Here is a 14,599-nt window from a genome sequence, read left to right as displayed (position 1 = left end):
GCGGGTTGCTGTATGGAAGGTGGCGGAGTTTTTTCCGTCTTCCAGGAGACTTGCAATGCCCAATCAGAACCAGCCCGACCAGCAAAAGCAGCAGCAGAAGCAACAGGCCCAGGAAAACCCCAAGGACCGCAATCAGCTTGGGCAGCAGCAGCCCGGCCAATCCGGCCAGCATGCCGATAAAGACCGGCAACAGCCTGGCCAGAACCCCGGGCAGCAAAGCAAGATGCCGCGCTGACTCGTAGACCGCGTGTTCCGGGCCCCATAGTCGGGCGGGTATCGCGGTAGCAAGACGGCCTTGTCCCGCTGTGGGCGGACAAGGCCGTTTATTCATGGACGGCATTTACGCGGGACTTCCTCCTCAAGGATGGAGGGACAGGCATAAAGCTACCGGCAGCTCGCGCAGCAGGTCATGCAGATGCAGCGCGCCATCCGGACCGGGCTGCACCGGGACGCCGCTCACGGCATCGCGCCAGGCCCCCTTCCTGATGGCATCAGGCAGCTGGATGACCGTGCCCGCCCAGAACCCGCGCGCTGCCGCAGGTTCGCCGCTCGCGTAGCCGGACAGCCGGCTCGCGCATAGCCGCGGGGCAACGATCAGCGCAGTCCCATCTTCATGACGCCGCAGCCAGGCAAGCAGGTGACGCGCGTTCGGCCCCGCTACCGTCAGCGCGACGCACCCTCCATGACTGGACAATGCGGGATGACGCTGGCGCGCTGCCAGCAGCCGCTGGATCAGCGCCTGCTTGACCGCGCCGCTGCGCCAATCCGATTCCCGCGTGCATATTCCGCCTTCCGCAGCCAGAGCCTGGGCCTCGGCGAGCATGGCGATTCGCCTCGGATAGTCCACGGCGCGCCGGTTGTCGGGGTCGACCAGGCTGTAGTCCCATAGCTCCGTTCCCTGGTACAAGTCCGGCACGCCGGGCAGCGTGTTGCGCAAGAGCGTCTGCGCGAGGCTGTTGATCATGCCCGCCGGAGCCAACTGCAAGGCATAGGCAGCCATTTCCGCCAACAGGCGGCGTCCTGGTCCCGAATCCCGCAGGAAGGCAAGCGCGGCGCGCGCCGCGTTTTCATATGCGGGATCCGGATCGGTCCAGCTGGTGTGGATTTTCGCTTCGCGCAGAGCCTTGAGCTGCCACTGCGCCACGCGTTCGATCCAGCCGGCCACGACCTCGGCCTTGCATTCAATCGCGTCTGCGGTCCAATCCGCCGGCCATGCGCCCACCAGCGTCTGCACGAGCATGTAGCGATCCGCCAAAGAAAGGCGGCCGTCGTCCGGCAGGGCCTGGATCCAACGGTAAGCGGTCTTGCGCCATTGTTCCGGCATTTCCGACAGCACGGCCAGCCGGGCCCTCGTGTCTTCGCCGCGCTTGTGGTCATGCGTCGCGGTGGCCAGCATGGCATGGGGGAAGTCGTCCGCGCGGGCCTGGACCAGGCCAAGAAAGGCCTCGGGCGGCAACGCGAATCGCGCGGGCGATGCGCCGACTTCATTGCGCGACAGCAGCGGGCCGTAGCGGTAGAACAGGGTGTCTTCGAGCGCCTTGGCGGCCAGCGGCGGCGTCAGTTGCTGGAACCGCCGCAAGGCTTCGGCCGCCTCGGTTTCGGCGTGCCGAGGTGACCCATTCCGGTGTTCCGGTGTCGCATGCCTGGCAGCGCCGCCGTCCAGCCAGCGGTCCAACTGCGCCAGCAGGGCTGCGTCCGCCGAGCCGGGCAGGGCGTTCAACAGTGCCGCCGCCCGCTGACCGGCGCTATCGCAACAACGACGATCCGCGCCGCTGCGCCCGCCGTCCTCGGCGTAGGTCCGGTACACGGGGAAGGCGGTGAGCCACGCGGACAGCGCGCGGTCTATCGATACCGCGCTCCAGTCGCGGGTCTGGCGGCGTTGCCGCGCCATCCGTTCCAGGCTGCGGACCAGCGCCAACCGTTCGGCCGGAAAATGCCGCTCCAGCATGCGCGTGCGAGCGGCCTCCAGCTGCAGCTGCGGCGTGCGCAGGTCGCCCGTCAGCAGTTGCCAGAACGCGCGCAGCGGCGCCTCGGCGTCAGGGTCGTGCAACAACGCGCTGACCTGGTCCATGAAGTCATAGCCGGTGGTGCCGTGCAGCGGCCAGCGCGGATCGGGCGATTCGTCCGGCGCCAGGATTTTCTCCGCCACCAGATAGGCTTGCGCTTGCGCGCAGGAAGGCGGACGGCTGGCGCCCGCTGCGCCCAAGCGCTGGTTCAGGCGGCGCAGGTAGGCGCCCGGCGCGGCCAGACCATCGATGTGGTCGATGCGCAGCCCGTCCAGCACGCCCTGCGCATACAGACGCAGCGCCAGCGCATGCACGGCATCGAATACGGCTTCGTCTTCGATCCGCACGCCCACGAGTTCGCTGATCTCGAAGAAGCGCCGCCAGTTGATCTGGTCGGCGGCGCTGCGCCACCAGGCCAGCCGGTAATGCTGACATTCCAGCAAGCGGTGCAGGCGTTCGCGGCCAGCTGCGCGAGCGGGATCATATCGGCGCAGCAGGGTTTGCGGCTCCAGCCTGCGTGGAATCGACTCCGGCGCCACCGGATAGCGCAGGCCCGCCACCTCCAGTTCGATCCGTCCGCTGTCGGCGTCGTGCCGCAGCCGCATGACGCCTTGGGCCAACGCCACGCCATAGGGCTCGGGCAGGATGGGCAGCAGGACCTTGCCGCGCAGCGCCGGGTCCGGGCCATCCCAACTGATGTCGAAGCAGCGCGCGTGCGCGCTTGCGGCGCCATGCTCGAGCACATCGCGCCACCAGGCATTGTCGGGATGGGCCGCCATGTGATTGGGGACGATGTCCGCGATGAGGCCCAATCCGCGCCGACGCGCGGCCTGGGCGAGGTCCCGGAGCGCGGGCTCGCCGCCCAACTCCGGATTGACCATGGCGTGGTCGACCACGTCATAGCCGTGGGTGGAGCCGGTGCGGGCGCGGGTGATCGGCGACAGGTAGAGATGGCTCACGCCAAGGTCGGCGTAATAGTCGACGCAGGCGCGGGCGTCGGCCAAGGTGTAGCCGGCATGCAGTTGCAGCCGGGCGGTGGCGCGCGGCAGGCTCATGGCCGGCCCCGCCCGCAGCGCATGGCTTGCAGCCGCGACTGCACCGCGGCGTCGGCAAGACAAGCCTGGCTGCCCGCCGGCAGGCGCTGACGCCAATTGGGGTGCTCGTCGATGGTGCCGGGCAGGTTTGGCTGTTCCAACTCGCCCGCCAGATCCTCCATGGGAACCAGCAGCAGCGGGCAGGGGCTGGAAGATACGAAGCGCAGCATGTCCGCCAATGGCGCCTGCGCGGGTTCGGCGGGACAACCCATGGCCTGCGCCAGCAAGCTGCGGTCCATCCGCCGGCAGCGCCGCAGCGACGTTTCGTCATCCTCCGCGCCCAGCAAGTTCAGTTTGGCGCGCACATCGATGTCGCGCTCGGCCCACCAGCCGCGCAAGGTAGGCAGATCGTGGGTGCTGGTCATGGCCACGGCCTCGGCGGGCCAGGCTTCGGGGGCTAGAAAGGGCTCCGGCGCGTCCGGCATGGTTTGCTCAGCCGCAACGTCCGCTTCCCGCCGCATGAACCACAGCACATTCATGCCCAGAATGCCGTGATCCGCCAGTTCGCGGTTGAAGCCGTCCGGTACCGTGCCCAGGTTCTCGCCGATGGCCAGGGCCCGATGGCGCCAGGCCTCGAGCGCCGTCAGCGCCAGCAGTTCGCCCAGCGGATAGCGCAGGTAGGCGCCGGCGCCAGCGGCGAGGCCGTCGGGCACCAGCCACAGCCGCGCCATGCCCAGGATGTGGTCGATGCGCAGCCCGCCGGCATGGGCCAGGGACGCGCGCAGCATATCGATGAAGGCCGCAAACCCCTGGGCATGCATCGCGCGTGGCGAGAACGCGGTCAGGTTCCAGTACTGCCCTTGAGGGTTGTGGATGTCGGGCGGCGCGCCGATGGACAGTCCCGACATCAGGTCGGTCTGCCGGCTCCAGGCGTGGCTGCCATCCGGACTGTCGCCGACGGCCAGGTCCGCGATCAAGCCCACGCGCATGCCGGCCTGGCGCGCCGCGTCTTGCGCGCCGGCCAGGCTCTCGGCTGCCAGCCATTGGGCGAACCGATGGAAGTCGACTTCTTCAGGATGCTGCTGCGCGTAGCGCTCGACCTCGGCCGAGTCCGGATCGCGCAGGCCTGCCGCCCACTGCGTCCAGGGCAGGGAGGCGGCGTTGCGCGCCACCTGGGCGGCATGCAGGGCTTCGAACACGGCATGGTCGCGCAACGCCTTGCCGCGCAGCGCGCAGTAGGCGTCGTAACGCAGGCGGCAATCCTCCGGGCCGGTGGCGCGGAACTGCCGATGCAGTGTGCGCAGCAGGCGCTGCCGCCGCGCGCCTGCTGCCGGCCAATCGATCAGATGCGTTGCGGGCGGCGCGGCGCCGACATCCGCGGATGCGCGGCGCAGGGCTTCGACGCCCAGTACTGCCGCAGGGTCCGCATACAGGGTATTCAGGAACAGGCGGCTGGAGGGCGCATAGGGACTGCAGCGCTGCGGCTGGGCGGCGAACATGGCATGCACCGGGCTGATGGCAAGCGCGTCGGCGCCTTCAGATGCGGCGGCAGCCGCCAGTTCGCGCAGGGCGGCAAAGTCGCCGTAGCCGCCGTCACCGGCCACGTTTTCGGGCCCATCGCGTCTCAGGCTGTAGACCTGCGCGCAAAGTCCCCAGGCGCGCGGGCGGGCGGCTGCCGTCAACAGCTCCAGGCCTGGCGCCTGCATGGGTGCGACGGCAAGCACGGTCCGGTCCGCACCCACATACAGCGCGTGATAGCCGGGCTCGTCCGGCGCCGTCAGGCGGCCGTCTTCCGTGATGTTGCCCTCGCAGGTCGCGCCGGATTCGCACACGATGTGATAGCGGCCACGCGCGGCAGGGGGCAAGGGCGTGGCCATGCCGCTGCGCGTCACCAGCAGGGGCGGCAGCAGGCCTACGTTTTCTGCGCCGAGACGATGGTCGCTCTCGCGGATGTCCTCTGCGCTGCTGGCGGGCAGGCCCATGCCCGCCAGCAGCAGGCGCAGGGTGTCTGGCGACACACGTTGCGGGCGCTGGCGCGCGTCGGTCCAATGCTCGGCGATACCGGCCCGGGCGGCCAGCGCGGACAGGGCGACATCGCCAGCAGGCGCCGCGCTCATGCCGGCTCCTCAAGCAGCCATACCGTGCTGTCGCCACACACTTCGCGCTGGACCAGCGCGTCGCGCGCGCCCGCCACCGATTCGAAAAGCAGCGTGGCATGGGATTCGGGGCCGGCCTGCAAGGGCTCGGGCAAGGCCAGGCGGTCGGGGCCGAAGTTTGCATAGACCGTCAGCCGCGCGCCGCCGGCCAGCTCCCAGCGCGCGAACACGCCGCGTTCGCCGATCGCGGCTGCGCCCAGGCTGGTTGCCCCGGGCAGTCGCGGCGCAATCAGGCGGGCACGCAGATGCAGCAGCACCGCGTAGTCTCGCATCCAGGCGTGCGCGTCCGCGGCGCTGGCCCGCGGTTTGCTAGCGAGATACGTATCGGGGTCGTTCGGATCGGCCAGCGCGGCCGCGCCCTGGAATTCGGGAAAGCGCGAGAACTCGCGCCGCCGGCCTTCGCGCACCGCTTGCGCCAGGGCCGGGTCGGCATGGCTGGTGAAGTAGTGGAACGGCGTGCGTGAACCGCGTTCCTCGCCCATGAAAATCAGCGGAATCTGCGGCGCCAGCAACTGCAGGGCGACTGCGGCCCGCAGCCGGGCAGGGTTGTCCACCAGGCTGGCCAGGCGTTCGCCGCCTGCCCGGTTTCCGATCTGGTCGTGATTCTGCAGGAACAGCACGAAGGCGGTGGGCGCAAGCGCCGCGCTGGGCTCGCCGCGCGCCTGCCCGCCACGGTACGGCGAACGCTGCCCTTGATACAGCCAGCCCTCGGCCAGGCAGCGCGCCAAGGCTTGGGCCGGCTGCGCGCTGTAGTCCGAGTAGTAGCCATGGCTCTCGCCGGTCAGCAGGCAATGCAGGGCATGATGGGCGTCATCGTTCCATTGCGCATCGAAATCTCCCTGCAGCAGGCTGGCCCGGTTGTCGTCGTTTTCCAGCACCAGATGCACGTAGCGCTCGCCAGGAATGTGTTGGCGCAGGTATTGAGCGAGCTCATGCAGCCATTCATGGCCGGCAATCGCGTGCACGGCATCCAGGCGCAGTCCGTCGAAGCGATATTCCGTGAGCCAGTACAGCGCGTTGTCCTTGAAGAACTGGCTGACCGCAGGTTGGCGGAAATCGATCGCGTCGCCCCAGGGGGTGGCCACGTCTTTCCTGAAGAATGGCGCGGCGTAACGCGGCAGGTAATTGCCGTCGGGGCCGAAATGGTTGTAGACCACGTCCAGCATGACGCCCATCTCCAGGCCGTGGGCCTCGTCGATCAGGCGCTTGAGTTCGTCCGGCGTGCCGTAGGCGGTGTCGGGCGCATAGGGCAGCACGCCGTCATAACCCCAGTTGCGCGGGCCGGGGAAGTCGGCGATGGGCATGAGCTCCAGCAGCGTGACGCCCAGCGCCGCCAGCTCGGGCAGGCGCGCGAGCAGGCCCGCGTAGCCGCCTTCCAGGCCGGCATGGGTCTCATACAGGACGGATTCTTCCCAGGGGCGTCCCCGCCAGGTCGCGTAGCGCCATGGATAGGAATCCGGCGCGACCACCACGCTGTCGCCATGCACGTCGCCGTGCTGCAGGCGCGAGGCGGGATCGGGCGCGACGGTGTCGGCGTTCAGGCGGTAGTGGTAGCGGGCGCCTATGGGGCAGTCCACGTCCGCTTGCACGTAGCCGTCCGGATCGGGGCGCAAGGCGATGGGTGGATGGCCCTCGACCTCGAGCGCCAGGCCTGCGGGTGCAGACGGCGCCCACAGGCGAAAGCGTGTAACGCCGCTCTCCAACGGCGTGGCGCCGGATGCGTAGGCATGCGTCATGGAGGGTCTCCCGGCACATGGGTTGCCGCCAGCAGCACCACGCTGCGCGCGGCCACCGTGATGGCGGCGTCGGCCAGGGGCGCGGCGGGCGCCTGCGTGGCGGAATCCAACTCGCGGATCCAGGCCAGCGCGGGCGGCGGCAGCTGGAACACGAGGTCCTCCGCGCCCGGGTTCAGCATCAGCAGCGTCACGTCGACACTGCCGTCCTCGCGGCAGGCGGCGCGGCGCAGGGCCATGGCATTGTCTTGCTCCGATTCCCAGGCTGCCGCGTCCAGCTCCGCGCCCGTCGGATCGAACCAGGAGATTGCCTTGACGCCCGGCACGAGCTCCTGCCCGGCATCGCCGTAGCGCGCGCCCCGCGTGCTGGGGTGGGCGCGGCGCAAGGCGATCAGGCGCGCCGCATAGCGGCTGAGTTCACGGCCGTCGTCGGCCTGCGCCTGCGTCCAGTCCAGCCACGAGAGGGCGTTGTCCTGGCAGTACGCGTTGTTGTTGCCTTCCTGGCTGTTGCTGAATTCGTCGCCGGCCAGCAGCATGGGCGTGCCATCGGACAGGAACACGCAGGCAAGCTGAGCCCGCTGCACGAGCTTGCGGGTCTGCAGGATTGCCGCGTCGTCGGTTGCGCCTTCCGCGCCCCAGTTGTGGCTGTAGTTCTCGCCATGGCCATCGTTGCCGCCTTCGCCGTTGGCCTCGTTGTGGCTGGCGTCGTAGCTGACGACGTCGGCCAGCGTGAAGCCGTCGTGCGAAGCCACGTAGTTGATGCTGCTCCAGGGGCGGCGATGGCGGCGGTCGAACAGGTCGCGCGACCCGCACAGGCGCGCCGCCATCTCGCCGCGCATGGAGGGGTCGCCGCGCCAATAGCGCCGGGTGGCATCGCGGAACTTGTCGTTCCACTCCGCGAAGCCGGGCGGATGGTTGCCCAGCTGATAACCATCCGGCCCGACGTCCCAGGGCTCGGAAATCAGCTTCAGGCGGGCAAGCACGGGATCCTGCAGCACGGCGTCGAAAAAACCCGAGCCGGGGTCGTAGCCGGTGCCTTCGCGGCCCAGCGTGACTCCCAGGTCGAAGCGGAAGCCGTCGACGCCATAGGACTGGGCCCAATAGCGCAGCGAATCGGTGACCATCTGCAGCACGCGCGGATGCGACAGGTTGACGGTGTTGCCGCAGCCGGTGTCGTTGATGTAATAGCGTTCATCGCCCGGCACCAGCCGGTAGTAGCTGGCATTGTCCAGGCCGCGCCAGGACAGCGTGGGCCCCAGTTCGCTGCCTTCGCAGGTGTGGTTGTAGACCACGTCCAGGATGACTTCGATGCCGGCGGCGTGCAGCCTGCGTATGGCCTGGCGCAGTTCGTTCGGATTGTGCTGAAGATAGAACGGTTCCGGCGCAAAGTACGACAGCGTGCTGTAGCCCCAGTAGTTGCGCAGACCGCGTTCGGTCAGGAAGCGGTCCTGCAGGAACGCCTGCACCGGCAACAGTTCCACGGCCGTGACGCCCAGCCGCTGCAGATGCTCGATGAAGCGCGGGTCGGCCAGGGCGGAGCAGGTGCCCCGCAAGGGCTGGCGCAGGTCTTCGCGCAGCATGGAGGCGCCGCGCACGTGGACCTCGTAGATGACGGAATCATTCCACGCCGTGGCTGGCGGCCGGCTGTTGCCCCAGGTGAATGGCATTTCCTCGGCCACGATGGCCTTGGGCATGGCGGGCGCGCTGTCGCGCCGGTCGATGCTGAGGTCGGCGCGCGCATGGTTCATGCGGTAGCCGAACAGCGCGTCGCTCCAGTGCAGCGGACCGGTCAATTGCTTGGCATACGGATCGAGCAGCAGCTTGTGGGGATTGAAGCGGTGTCCATTGCGCGGATCATGCGGGCCGTGGGCGCGGTAGCCGTATACCAAGCCCGGATGCGCGTCCGGCAGGTAGCCGTGCCAGATCTCGTCGGTGCATTCCGGCAGGTCGAAGCGGCGCAGTTCCTTGCGGCCCTTGACATCGAACAGGCACAGCTCGATGCGCGTGGCATTGGCCGAGAACACCGCGAAGTTCACGCCCAGGCCATCGCTTACCGCACCAAGGGGATGAGGCTGTCCGCTGGCGAGCCGCGTGAATTGGGTAGGGTCCATATCCGTTCAGCCTTCGTAGAGCAGGAAGAGGGTGGCCAGAGGCGGCAAGGTGAGCGACAAGGCCTGGGGCTGGCCGTGGGACGCGCCTTCTCCGGTGCTGGCGCCGCCCTGGTTGCCCTGGCCCGAGCCGCCGTAGTGCGTGGCATCGGTGTTCAGCCTTTCCGTCCAGCGGCCGGCGCGCGGCACGCCTATGCGGTAGTCATGGCGCGCCACGGGCGTGAAATTTGCGACCGCGAGCACATGGTGCGTGCCGTCGCTGCGGACGAACGCGACCACGCTGTTATCGCGGTCGTCCAGGATGGTCCAGGCGAAGCCGGCTGGGTCGGCATCCTGCGCGTGCAGCGCCGGCAGCGCGCGGTACAGGCCGTTCAGGTCGGCGACCAGGCGTTGCATGCCCAGGTGGCCGGGACGGTCCAGCAATTCCCAATCGAGAGGCTCGTCATGGTTCCACTCCCGCGGCTGGGCCATCTCGCCGCCCATGAACAGCAGCTTCTTGCCCGGATGGGCCCACATGAAGCCCAGATAGGCGCGCAGGTTGGCGAGCCTGGCGGCCGCATCGCCCGGCATCTTGGCCAGCAGCGAGCCTTTGCCGTGCACCACTTCGTCGTGCGACAGCGGCAGGATGAAACGCTCGCTGTACGCGTAAACCATGCTGAAGGTGATGTCGTGGTGGTGATGCTTGCGGTGCACCGGGTCCTGGGACAGATAGCGCAAGGTGTCGTGCATCCAGCCCATGTTCCACTTGTAGTGAAAGCCCAGTCCGCCCTCGGCGACCGGCGCGGTCACGCCCGGCCAGGCGGTGGATTCCTCGGCCACCATGATGGCGTCCGGGACTTCCTGCCGCACGGTGCTGTTCAGCGCCTGCAGGAACTGCACCGCCTCCAGGTTCTCGCGGCCGCCGTAGCGGTTGGGGATCCATTGTCCCGGTTGGCGGCTGTAGTCGCGATACAGCATGGACGCTACCGCGTCGACCCTCAATCCATCGATGTGGAAGCGCCGCAGCCAGTGCAGCGCGCTGGCGATCATGAAGGCCTGCACCTCCGTGCGTCCCAGGTTGTAGACCATGGTGTGCCAGTCAGGGTGGTAGCCTTCGCGCGGATCCTCGTACTCGTACAACGCGCTGCCGTCGAAGCGGGCCAGGCCGTGCGCATCGTCGGGAAAGTGCGCGGGCACCCAATCCAGGATGACGCCGATGCCGGCGTGGTGGCAGCGGTCGACGAAGCGGGCGAACGCCTCCGGCGGCCCGTAACGGGCGGCGGGTGCGAACATGCCCAGGGGCTGGTAGCCCCAGGATCCGCCGAAGGGGTGCTCCATGACGGGCAGCAGCTCCACGTGGCTGAAACCCATGGCGCGGGCGTAGGCCGGCAGCTTGTCGGCCAGGCGGTCCCAGATGCAGGTGTTGGATCCGGCGTCGTCGGGCAGCCAGGAACCGGCGTGCACTTCATAGATGGACAGCGGCGCTTCCGGAGATTGGCGCGCCTGCCGGTCCGCCATCCAGGCCTGGTCTTCCCACGAATAGTCTGCTGGATCCTCCACCACCGAAGCAGTGGCTGGCGGCGCTTCACTGCGCCGCGCCAGCGGATCGGCCTTGAGACGCTGATTGCCGGCGCGGTCGGTGATGGCGAACTTGTAGCGCTCGCCGGCGCGCACGCCCGGGATGAAGATTTCCCAGACGCCGGCGCGGTGCCGCAGCCGCATGCCGTGCCGGCGGCTGTCCCAGGCGTTGAAATCGCCCACCACGGCGACGCGTTGCGCATTCGGCGCCCACACCGCGCAGCGCAGGCCGGCCACGCCATCAACCGCCATCAGTCGCGCGCCGAGCGCAGTCCCGGCGTCGCGCCATGAACCTTGCGCCAGTTGCTCCAGCGTCTCTTCATTCAGCAAGGGGCCGAACGCATAGGGATCGGCGGTGACCTGCTCGGCGCCGGGCCATTGGATAGCCAGTCGGTACGAACTCGCGTCGCCTGCCCGGGCGTGCGCCACGCGTCCAAGGAACAGTCCCTGGCCCTGTTCTCGCAGCGCGGTCCTGGCGCCTCCCGCATCCAGCGCGTCGACCCGCTGCGCGCCCGGGGCATACACGCGCAGCTTGCCATCGTGCGGCCCCAGGAAGGCATAGGGATCGTTGTGCAGGCCGCAAGCCAGCGCGGCCAGTTCGGCGGGATTGGCGGTGACGGCTCCGGCGCGCATGTCCTGGTTCATGATGGCGTGTCCTCATCGTCCACCGCCGCCGATAGCAGCAGGCTGCGCGCCAGCTCGGTCAGCGCGCACAGCGGTATCGAGATCCAGTCGGGGCGATGCGCCGCTTCGTAGCTCACCTCATAGGCGGCTTTCTCCAGTTCGGCCAGGGTCAGCAGCGCGTCCTCGTCCGCAGGCGGGATCAGCGCCGAGGCGCGGGCATCGCGGTAGCCTTGCAGGAACGCCTGGGTGGCGGTCTGGCGGAAACGCGACAGCAACGCGTCGCGTAGTTCGGTAGGGGTAACCGGCGTGCCGGGCGTCTCGCCCGCGCCGGCATTGGCGTCGGTCGGCGCGCCGCCGATGATGTCGGTGCGGGCGATCGACGCCGCGGCATAGTCGAACGAACGCAGCATGCCCGCGACATCCTTGTAGGGCGAGGCCAGCGCACGGCGCGCCTGCACACTGCTGACCGGTTCGCCCTCGAAATCAATGAGATAGGCGTCCGCCTGCGCCACCAGTACCTGCCCCAGGTGGAAGTCGCCGTGCACCCGCAGGCACAGGGTTCCGGCTTCGGCCTGTGCCATCGCCGCCACGCGCGCGGCCAGGCGGGCGCGGTGTTCGAAATACCATTCGGCGCAAGCGCGGGAAGGGGCTTCGAGCTTGCCGAATTGTGCGCGCAGATCCTTTTCCGCGCTTTCGAGCAGGCCCTGGATATGCCGCGCGCGTGCGTCGGCGTCGGCCTGGCTGGCCTGGCGCGGCTGGAAAGCGGGGTCGTCACTGGGTTGCGCCAGCAGGTTGTGCATCTGCGCCAGGCGTTCGCCCATGGTAGCGGCCATGGCGGCGTAGCCTTGCAGGTCTTGCGCGAATTCGTCGGGGTTTTGGTTTACCAGCAGCGCATTGTCCAGCGTGCGTTTCAGGAGATCCAGCGTCCAGCTCCAGGCGTCGCCCTCGTTGGCGACGTAGCGATGCGCAACGGCCAGCGTATGGACCACCCCGTCGGCATCCTCGCGCTGCACTTCGCCCAGCAGCGCGGGCATGTTCGCATAGCCCGCCCGCGTCAGGTAGCGGGTCATTTCCACCTCGGGCGATGCGCCGGCCTGGACCGCGCGGATCAGCTTCAGGATGAGCTTGCCGTCAACGATGACCGAGCTGTTGGATTGTTCGCCGGTCAGCCACTGCAGTTCGCCGTCCTCGGCCAGGTCCATGGCGGCCAGACCGTCCTCGGCCATGAAGCGGATCACCCCGGGCTTGTCGCCAGGCTTGCCGCCGCTGCGGCCGTCCAGCTCGCGGCCCTCCAGCAAGGCTTGGACCACCCCGCGCACGAAACCGTCTTGCAGGAATGCGTCCGCCAGCACGCCGACCTCGGCGCCGCGGCGGACCCGCGCAATCGCATACTGCACGGCGGCGGTCTCATCCCATACCAGCACGAAAGGCGCCTGAGCGCGCAAGCCGGTGACGCCATCCTCGGGCTCGACCTCGGCCCAGTAGTATTCGCCAGCGGCCGAGGTGAAGGGCGTGGCGTAGGCCAGGCGCGCGCGGGCGGGCGGCTGCTTGCCCGGATACCAGCGCTGGCGCTCCAGGTACTGCGGCAGTACTTCGCGCTCCAGCGTGGCGCGGGACGAGTCCGTCAAGGCCGCGCCGCCGTGCGCGCGCAATACCAGCGTGGTCAGCTCCGGCATCTGCTCGGGCGTGCTGGCGTGCCAGTCAGGCGGGGCAGCCTGGTTGCTCAAATCCAGCCAATAGAACGCATAGGGCGGCAGGGTCAGGAGGTAGGGCAGTTCGCCCACCGCCGGGAACGGCGTTCCGCCCAGCATTTCGACCGGGACTCGGCCGTTGAACTCCTGCAACTGCAGCTCGACCGGCTGCGCGGCGTTGGACAGGTTGGCGACGCACAGGATGGTGGTGTCCTGCCATTGCCGCAGGTAGGCCAGGATCTTCCGGTTGCCGGCGAAGATGAAGCGCAGCGCGCCGCGCCCGAACGCATGGCTCTGCCGGCGCTGTGCCAGCAGGCGCCGGGTCCAGTTGAGCAATGAGTGCGGATCGCGCTGCTGCGCTTCGACGTTGACCGCTTCATAGCCGTACAACGGTCCCATGAGCACGGGCAGCGGTAGTTGCTCGGGATCGGCGCGGGAGAAGCCGCCATTGCGGTCCGGCGACCACTGCATCGGGGTGCGCACACCGTCGCGGTCGCCCAGGTGCACGTTGTCGCCCATGCCCAGCTCGTCGCCGTAGTACAGCACCGGCGTGCCCGGCATGGACAGCAGCAGGCTGTTCATCAGTTCCACCCGGCGCCGGTCGCGCTCCAGCAGCGGCGCCAGGCGGCGCCGGATGCCCAGGTTGATGCGGGCGCGAGGATCCGCCGCGTACACGTTCCAGAGATAGTCGCGTTCGCGGCTGGTGACCATTTCCAGCGTCAGTTCATCGTGGTTGCGCAGGAAAATGGCCCATTGGCAGGTGGCGGGAATGTCCGGCGTCTGGCGCATGATGTCGATGATGGGGAAGCGGTCCTCCTGCGCGATCGCCATGTACATGCGCGGCATCAGCGGGAAATGAAAGGACATATGGCATTCGTCCCCGGCGCCGAAGTATTCCTGCGCGTCCTCCGGCCATTGGTTGGCCTCGGCCAGCAGCAGCCGGTTGGGATATTCCGCGTCGATCACGGAGCGGATGCGCTTGAGCACATCGTGCGTCTCGGGCAGGTTCTCGTTATTGGTGCCTTCGCGCTCCACCAGATACGGCACCGCGTCCAGCCGCAGGCCGTCCACGCCCATGTCCAGCCAGTAGCGCATCACGGCCAGCACTTCCTTGAGCACCTGCGGGTTGTCGTAGTTCAGGTCGGGCTGGTGGGAATAGAAACGGTGCCAGAAGTAGGCGCCGGCCTCGGGGTCCCAGGTCCAGTTGGATTTCTCGGTGTCGCAGAAAATGACGCGCGTGCCGGCGTAAGCCTTGTCGTTGTCCGACCAGACATAGAAATTGCGCGCGGCCGACCCCGGCCTGGCCGCGCGGGCGCGGCGGAACCAGGGGTGCTGGTCCGAGGTGTGATTGACCACCAGCTCGGTGATGACGCGCAGGCCGCGGGCGTGCGCCGCGCGGATCAGCTTCCTGACGTCGGCCACGGTGCCGTAGTCCGGATGCACGCCGCGGTAGTCGGCAATGTCATAGCCGTCGTCGCGGCGGGGCGAGGGATAGAAGGGCAGCAGCCAGATCGTGTTGACCCCCAGGCTGGAGATGTAGTCCAGCTTGGAGATCAGGCCGGGCAGGTCGCCCACGCCATCGCCATTCGAGTCGAAGAAGGACTTGACGTGCAGCTGGTAGATGACCGCGTCCTTGTACCAAAGGCCGTCGTCCTGGAGGGGCTGGGTTTCACTGATCATGGCAATGGGC

7 protein-coding genes are annotated in these 14,599 nt (G+C 68.4%); 1 reads left to right on the top strand and 6 read right to left on the bottom strand.

The window, feature by feature from the left end; translation table 11 throughout:
• The first annotated feature begins 55 nt into the window (after nucleotides 1-55).
• A complete protein-coding gene (locus tag AC3WOB_RS12295; RefSeq protein ID WP_492275188.1) occupies nucleotides 56-235 on the top strand; it encodes a hypothetical protein in 180 nt (59 codons plus the stop codon).
• Nucleotides 236-358: 123 nt separating this feature from the next.
• Here the strand turns inward: AC3WOB_RS12295 and treY are convergent, their stop codons facing one another.
• Genes treY through treS form a run of 6 tightly spaced genes read right to left on the bottom strand, consistent with a single transcriptional unit; the run spans nucleotide 359 to nucleotide 14,589 of the window.
• Nucleotides 359-3,061 carry a malto-oligosyltrehalose synthase gene (gene treY / locus AC3WOB_RS12290; protein WP_492275187.1) on the bottom strand — a complete coding sequence of 901 codons (2,703 nt, stop codon included), beginning with the start codon at nucleotides 3,059-3,061 and terminating at the stop codon, nucleotides 359-361.
• Nucleotides 3,058-5,157 carry a 4-alpha-glucanotransferase gene (gene malQ / locus AC3WOB_RS12285; RefSeq protein WP_492275186.1) on the bottom strand — a complete coding sequence of 700 codons (2,100 nt, stop codon included), beginning with the start codon at nucleotides 5,155-5,157 and terminating at the stop codon, nucleotides 3,058-3,060. The genes treY and malQ overlap by 4 nt, the downstream gene beginning before the upstream one ends.
• The gene (gene treZ / locus AC3WOB_RS12280) at nucleotides 5,154-6,932 is read right to left on the bottom strand and encodes a malto-oligosyltrehalose trehalohydrolase (protein ID WP_013393879.1); all 1,779 of its coding nucleotides are present in this window, start codon (nucleotides 6,930-6,932) and stop codon (nucleotides 5,154-5,156) included. Before treZ ends, malQ begins: the two co-directional genes overlap by 4 nt.
• Nucleotides 6,929-9,040, bottom strand: a complete 2,112-nt coding sequence (glgX, locus tag AC3WOB_RS12275) for a glycogen debranching protein GlgX (RefSeq protein ID WP_492275185.1) — start codon at nucleotides 9,038-9,040, stop codon at nucleotides 6,929-6,931. Before glgX ends, treZ begins: the two co-directional genes overlap by 4 nt.
• Nucleotides 9,041-9,046: 6 nt before the next feature.
• The gene (gene glgB / locus AC3WOB_RS12270) at nucleotides 9,047-11,239 is read right to left on the bottom strand and encodes a 1,4-alpha-glucan branching protein GlgB (RefSeq protein ID WP_492275184.1); all 2,193 of its coding nucleotides are present in this window, start codon (nucleotides 11,237-11,239) and stop codon (nucleotides 9,047-9,049) included.
• Nucleotides 11,236-14,589, bottom strand: a complete 3,354-nt coding sequence (treS, locus tag AC3WOB_RS12265; RefSeq protein ID WP_492275183.1) for a maltose alpha-D-glucosyltransferase — start codon at nucleotides 14,587-14,589, stop codon at nucleotides 11,236-11,238. Before treS ends, glgB begins: the two co-directional genes overlap by 4 nt.
• Nucleotides 14,590-14,599 lie beyond the last annotated feature (10 nt).

This window comes from Achromobacter sp. FW305-C-30-7, from assembly GCF_058783105.1.
This window is presented reverse-complemented; position numbering and strand designations above follow the sequence as displayed.